Origin of the sequence: Noviherbaspirillum sp., assembly GCF_036846085.1 — a bacterium.
Classification (GTDB): domain Bacteria; phylum Pseudomonadota; class Gammaproteobacteria; order Burkholderiales; family Burkholderiaceae_D; genus Noviherbaspirillum.
Window position 1 is genome coordinate 1 of sequence record NZ_DAIUCO010000302.1, and the last position, 5,844, is coordinate 5,844.

At 63.2% G+C, this 5,844-nt stretch carries 7 protein-coding genes; 4 read left to right on the plus strand and 3 right to left on the minus strand.

Translation table 11 applies throughout. The annotated features are described in order from the left end of the window. The 4 genes from V7080_RS23055 to V7080_RS23070 form a co-directional block, all read left to right on the plus strand. Positions 1 to 1,326, plus strand: a 1,326-nt coding sequence (locus V7080_RS23055) for a TonB-dependent receptor family protein (protein WP_334190722.1), incomplete at its 5' end; no start/stop codon positions are given. Positions 1,327 to 1,392: 66 nt separating this feature from the next. Continuing rightward, positions 1,393 to 2,616: a sialidase family protein gene (locus tag V7080_RS23060; protein WP_334190723.1), complete on the plus strand. Its 1,224-nt coding sequence runs from the start codon at positions 1,393 to 1,395 to the stop codon at positions 2,614 to 2,616. Beyond that, positions 2,613 to 3,095, plus strand: a complete 483-nt coding sequence (locus V7080_RS23065) for a TlpA disulfide reductase family protein (protein ID WP_334190724.1) — start codon at positions 2,613 to 2,615, stop codon at positions 3,093 to 3,095. Before V7080_RS23060 ends, V7080_RS23065 begins: the two co-directional genes overlap by 4 nt. Before the next feature lie 94 nt (positions 3,096 to 3,189). Then, positions 3,190 to 3,702 carry a pilin gene (locus V7080_RS23070; RefSeq protein ID WP_334190725.1) on the plus strand — a complete coding sequence of 171 codons (513 nt, stop codon included), beginning with the start codon at positions 3,190 to 3,192 and terminating at the stop codon, positions 3,700 to 3,702. Positions 3,703 to 3,747: 45 nt separating this feature from the next. On the opposite strand, the gene V7080_RS23075 is transcribed toward V7080_RS23070, so the two are convergent. From V7080_RS23075 to V7080_RS23085, 3 genes are read right to left on the minus strand one after another with little or no spacing between them, the layout of a single operon-like run. Further along, positions 3,748 to 4,551, minus strand: a complete 804-nt coding sequence (locus V7080_RS23075) for a DUF2145 domain-containing protein (protein ID WP_334190726.1) — start codon at positions 4,549 to 4,551, stop codon at positions 3,748 to 3,750. A 9-nt stretch (positions 4,552 to 4,560) separates the two neighbouring features. Then, positions 4,561 to 5,016: a hypothetical protein gene (locus V7080_RS23080; protein ID WP_334190727.1), complete on the minus strand. Its 456-nt coding sequence runs from the start codon at positions 5,014 to 5,016 to the stop codon at positions 4,561 to 4,563. Between the two features lie 21 nt (positions 5,017 to 5,037). Beyond that, on the minus strand, positions 5,038 to 5,493 hold the full coding sequence (locus tag V7080_RS23085) for a YiaA/YiaB family inner membrane protein (protein WP_334190728.1): 456 nt from the start codon (positions 5,491 to 5,493) through the stop codon (positions 5,038 to 5,040). Positions 5,494 to 5,844: the final 351 nt, after the last annotated feature.

Genomic DNA, 5,844 nt, shown 5'->3' on the forward strand with positions numbered 1-5,844 from the left:
GTCGAAACCCGCTTTTTCATGCATGCGGTCAACACCGATTCCGAGCTGCCTGGCGCATTGACGAAGGCGGAAATGAACGCATCGCCGAGGCGAGCGGACCCGGCTGCGATATCGGGCGACCAGCACCGCGACTTCGACCTGGTCCGCCTGTCGAACAAGACGACCATCCAGTTCGACCCGGCCCGGCGCGTGGAAATCGGCGGCTTCTATTCTTATAAGTCGCTGTTCCACCCGATCTTCCAGGTGCTGGAACAGGATTCGGACGATTACGGCTTGTCAGCGCGCTACATCCATGACGGGAATTTCCTGGGCAACAGGAACCAACTCATCGTCGGCACGTCCCTGTTGCAGGGAACGCTGGACGATGACCGGTTCCGGAACGTTGGCGGTCAACCCGGCGCCCGCACCGGTGAAGCACGGCAGCGTTCCAGGAGTGTCTCGATTTTCGCTGAAAACCAGCATTACCTGCTGCCGTCGACCGCACTGATTGTTGGCGCGCAGGCAGTGGAAGCGCGGCGGCGGCTGAACGACCGCTTTCTGGCCGACGGCGACAACAGCGTCGACAAAACCTACAGCCGCGTATCGCCGAAGGTCGGCGCACGGCATGAGCTGACACCTGACGTCCAGGTGTATGGCAACGTAAGCGGAAGCTACGAGCCACCGTCGTTCGGGGAACTGGCGGGCGGCGTCAACGTGACGCCGGTCGATGCGCAGCGCGCGAGAACCGCCGAGATCGGATCGCGCGGCTTGCTCAGGCCGGGATGGGGCAACCTGCGCTGGGATGTGTCGCTCTACCACGCGCGCGTGAAAGACGAACTGCTTGCATTGAACGGTCCGGGCGACATCCCGCTCGGCACGACCAATGCCGACAGGACGATTCATCAGGGCATCGAGGGCGGCATGGAAGCGGAAGTCGGACGGCAATGGACGGTGCGTTTGAACTACCAGCTCAACGATTTCCGGTTCGACGGCGACCGCGTGTACCGCGATAACCGTCTCGCCGGCGTGCCGCGCCAGTTCGCCACCGGGGAATTGCTCTACAAGATGGATAACGGCCTGTACTTCGGGCCGAATGTCCGGCTTGCGTCGTCCACATGGGTCGACCATGCGAATACCTTGCGGGCCGCCGGATACGGCATCGTCGGCTTCAAGGTCGGCCAGCGGGTCAGCAGGCAAGTGTCGTGGTTCGTCGATGCCCGCAACCTGGCCGACAAAACCTATGCGGCGACGACAGGCGTGATCGCCGACGCACGGGGTTCCGACAGCAGACAGTTTTATCCGGGCGACGGACGATCGCTCTATGCCGGAGTAGAGCTGAACTACTGACCGGGCAACGGCTTGCCCAGGCCGGCGCCCGGCGCGCCGGCCAGACATTTTTCTGGAGATATGGCAATGAACACGATAATGCGTAGATGGAAAACGGATGCGGCGAGGCTGCTGCTGACACTGTCCCTCGCCGCCGTCGCTGCCTGCGCGTCTGCTCATGGCAGCGCGGGGCACGCGAAGTCGCGCGACCTTGGAACCAGCGCCGCATTCGACAAGGATGGCCGCCTGTGGATGGCGACCAAGAGAACCGACAACGGCGACCAGTTCATCGTCATGCAGCACTCGACCGATATGGGAAAGACCTGGACAGCGCCGACGCGCATCCAGTCCACGCCCGAGCCGATTGCCGCCGGCGGCGAGGCCCGTCCGCATATCGCCTTCGGCGGCAAGGGCGAGCTCTACGTCAGCTATACCAGCACGGTAAAGCGGCCGCACATCGGCGACATCCGTTTCGTGCGCTCGCTGGATGGCGGCAGGACGTTCTCCGCGCCGGTCACGGTGCATGCGAACCGCGACGCCATCACGCATAGCTTCGATTCGATGGTGGTGGATGCCGCCGGAAGAATATTCATCACTTGGGTCGATGACCGCGACGCCCGGCAGGCGAAGGCGGCGGGCGGGCAATACGCCGGCTCGGCGGTGTACTACGCCGTGTCGAGCGACGGCGGCGCGACCTTCATGGGCGACTACAAGGTGGCGGACCATTCCTGCGAATGCTGCCGCATCGGATTGACGCTAAATGCGAAAGGCGTACCGGTCGCCATGTGGCGGCATGTGTTCGCGCCGAACATCCGGGACCATGCGATTGCCGAACTGTCCGCCGACGGCAAGGTCTCCGCGCCGGTACGCGTGACCTTCGATGACTGGCGGGTCGACGCCTGCCCGCATCACGGCCCGTCGGTTGCCTATGCGCCGGACGGCACGCGGCACCAGGTATGGTTCAACGGCAAGGAAGGGGAGGGCGCCGGCGCGCTGTATGCGACGGCACAGGGCAATGGAACCATCGGCAAGCCCGTCTCCCTTGGCTCCGAACAGGCTTCCCATCCCGACGTGCTGGTGCAGGGCAGGCAGGTATCCATCGTATGGAAGCAGTTCGACGGCCAGTCGACCGCCGTGCTGGCGAAAGTGTCCGGGGACGGCGGCGCGACCTGGAAAGAGAAGGAAATCGCACGCACCGCCGGCGATTCCGACAAGCCTTACCTTGCCGCGCACCGCGCCGGCGCGGTGCTGGTCTGGCGCACGGAGAACGACGGCGTGCGTGTCGTGCCGGTTCACAAGGAGAAATCATGAAGCCGTTCATTCTTGCAGCACTGGCCGCCGCTGCCTTGCAGCTGGCGCCGATCGCCGCGCAGGCGACCGAAACAATCCATGTCTTCGAGCCCGACAGCTTCAAGCAGATCGTCGCGTCCGAAAAAGGCAAGCCCTTCGTCGTGCTGGTGTGGTCGCTCGATTGCGAATACTGCCAGCGCAGTTTCCAGGCGCTGGCGGAAGCGAGGAAGAAAAGCGGAGTCGATGTTGTGACGATCGCCACCGATCGTGCCGATGATCCGGAGGCCGCCGCCCTGATCCGCAGGAAGCTGGAATCGTCGGGCCTCGGCTCGGGCATGTGGGCTTTCGGCCCGGCGCCGGCGGAACGGCTGCGCTATGCGATCGACCCGAAATGGCGCGGCGAGATACCGCGCAGCTACTGGTTCGACAAGGAGGGAAAAGCGGTCGCCTACTCGGGCATGATCACCGAGGCGACGGTAGCGAAACTGCTAGTGAAGTGACCGCGGCGCTGGCGCGTGAAATGTTGACGATTGCCAACATGGTGGTTCCATGGCAGCATGAACCGTCACGCCAACCAGCCCAAACCGCCACTTCATGACGAAGCAACCACGCCATACCGGTCCGGAATACATCGCCCGCGGCTTCACCATGCTGGAAATGATGATCGTCGTCGCGGTCGTCGCCATTCTCGCGCTCATCGCCGCGCCCAGTTATCTCGATAAATTCATCAAAGAACAGATTGTCGATGCGCTGCCGCTGACCGACATCGCGACCAAGCCGATCGCCGCATCCTGGCTGGCGACGCAAACCCTTCCCGCGGACAATGCCGCCGCCGGCCTTCCGGCCGAGGACAAGATCGTCAACCAGTTCATCCGTTCGCTGGTGGTGCGCGACGGCGCGGTGCACATCACCTTCGGCAACCGGGCCAACGGCTTCCTGAAGGACAAGGTGCTGACGCTGCGTCCGGCGGTCGTCGACGACGCGCCCATCGTGCCGGTGACCTGGGTATGCGGCTTTGCGGAAGCGCCGGGCAACATGACGCTCAAGGGTGAAAACAAGACCACGATCCCGCCGAACTACCTGCCGTATAAATGCCGGGCACGGTAGCGCGATCCGGGCTTATTGCAGGGTGCGCCCCGCGCACCAACACCTTCACTCCACCAGCACCGGCGCGCCGCCGAGCTTCGATTTCTGCAGCCACGCAAAGACCGAATCCACCGTGACGGTTTCAATCCGGCCCGAAAACCGCTTCTCCGCCGGATGATCGTCGAATGCGACATTGGGCGCGCTGATCATGCCGCCAAGCCGCGACAATGCGCCGAGCCGCACCAGGCCGGGTTGATACGCATGTGCCTGCAGCCAGGCCTGCGCCTGCGAACGGGTGGCATCCGGTGGCAGCATCGCGGCGGCCAGGGTTTCGATCGCCCACTGGTTGGATTGCTGATAGTTGCCGCCCCATGCGTAGCTGACGATGCTGTACGGCGTGCGATGCAGGCGCGTGGCAAGCCGGTCATCCCGCAGTATCGGCAGCAGGCGGTCCTGCACTTCGCGCACCGGCGCGACAAAGGCCGCTTCATAGCGCCACAGGTCATCCAGGAAAAACTCGCCCAGTCCCTGGCGGTAAATCGCCGATACGTCGGTGCCGCAATGATTCAGCTTGTGCAGCACCCGCCATATGTGACCGCCGTTTCCGTCCGGGTGACGGTATGCAAAGCCGAGATGGGAATAGTGCACGCCATACTTGGTCAGGTCCTGGCCGGCGCGCGCCAGCAACACGACGTCGTGGCCGCTGGCGTCGAGTGCCGCCAGCGTGCGTTCCGCGAGTGTGAGGCCGCGTTCGATCGTGAGCGTTGTCGGCTTGATGTTTTCACATGAACGGCCGGCGTGCGCGGCGGGCATGAAAAGCAGGCTGGCGGTAGCGGCGAGCGCAAGGCTGAAGCGTTGAAGGTATCGCATGGGACTATCTCAAAGACGTTCGTTGTGCAGGAGGGCCTTGCCCAGGGCGTTCGGCAGGAAGGCGATTGCTTCCGCCGCCACCGACAGCACCACGCCCGCGCCGATGACGCTGACGGTTACGATGGTTCCCGCCGCCAGCGATGCGGCCGCGATACCTTCGCTCGCAATCTCGACGCTGAACCGGGCGCCATCCGATGCACGTTCCAGCACCAGCAGTGTGCCGCGTGCGGTCGCGGCAACAGTTTTCACCACCAGCACCGTGCCGGCTGCCGACAGGACCAGCGGCGCGGCTGCGACGGTGCTCGTGCCGACTACCACCGAGGCGATAGGCAGCGCGGACAGGGCGCTTGCCGCGGAGGCATCGTTATGCGCTTTCGCCGGACCGGCGCCCAGGCCGCTCGCCAGAAATACGCAGGTGGCGGCGAGGACCGCCGGAAAGCGGGTGCCGCTAAAACGGTATGTCATGTGTTTCTCCTTGCGTCTTGGTCAGTTTGTTTCCGCGCCGAGTTCGGCAAGGCGGGTTTTGCTCAGGTCGGCTTCATGCCGGTCGCGCAATGTCTTTGCGAGGGTAAATGCGCAGGTGATCAGGTATAGCCAGCTCACGCCGAGAAATGCCTTGTAGGTCTCATTGACTTCCATGCGCAGCAGGCCCCATGCGGTCAGCGCCATCGAGATGAAGAAGCCGGTCCAGACGACATACTTGAACATCGGGGTATCGGCGACCCGGCCTTCGATGCGGGCCTTTTCCGCATCCCGCACCAGCTTGGCCAGCACGAAGGCGGTAGTCAGGCAGAAAAAGTAACCCATCACCATGAAGACCCGGTCGAGATCCTTGCCGGGAAGGTAAGCCAGGCCGACGCCGCACATGAACACGGCGATCGCAAAGGAGATCCAGACCTGCATCTGCCATGCATTGGAATCGCGGTGAATGACGATTTTCATGTTCCATCCTTTCGTTGATTGCGGTGACGGGAGTGTCGTCGATTGCAATGGGAAAAGGATTGGAATTGTGGTCTGGTGGAGGGGATTTGGTCTCGAAGTATTAGAAAACGATACTGGCGGCGGGTACGAGATTTTGCGGTGGACTCTTTTCCCCTCTCGGGGATGAAGCCGGGGTTGTGCAACGCAGCGTTGCGCCAGCTGAATCGGAGCCGCCTGCAAGCGGCGACGTGGAAAGGTTGTAAGCGAACCGGCTCCTTCCCCCTTGCAGGGGATGAAGCCGGGGTTTCGCAATGCATGCATTGCGCCGGCTGAATCGGAGCCGCCTATGAGCGGCGACGTGGAAAGGTTGTA

What these genes read in the sequence shown, in the direction of transcription:
- V7080_RS23060 (WP_334190723.1), top strand. Translation starts at nt 1,393, where the DNA reads ATGAACACGATAATGCGTAGATGGAAAACGGATGCGGCGAGGCTGCTG.
- V7080_RS23065 (WP_334190724.1), top strand. Translation starts at nt 2,613, where the DNA reads ATGAAGCCGTTCATTCTTGCAGCACTGGCCGCCGCTGCCTTGCAGCTG.
- V7080_RS23070 (WP_334190725.1), top strand. Translation starts at nt 3,190, where the DNA reads ATGACGAAGCAACCACGCCATACCGGTCCGGAATACATCGCCCGCGGC.
- V7080_RS23075 (WP_334190726.1), bottom strand. Translation starts at nt 4,551, where the DNA reads ATGCGATACCTTCAACGCTTCAGCCTTGCGCTCGCCGCTACCGCCAGC.
- V7080_RS23080 (WP_334190727.1), bottom strand. Translation starts at nt 5,016, where the DNA reads ATGACATACCGTTTTAGCGGCACCCGCTTTCCGGCGGTCCTCGCCGCC.
- V7080_RS23085 (WP_334190728.1), bottom strand. Translation starts at nt 5,493, where the DNA reads ATGAAAATCGTCATTCACCGCGATTCCAATGCATGGCAGATGCAGGTC.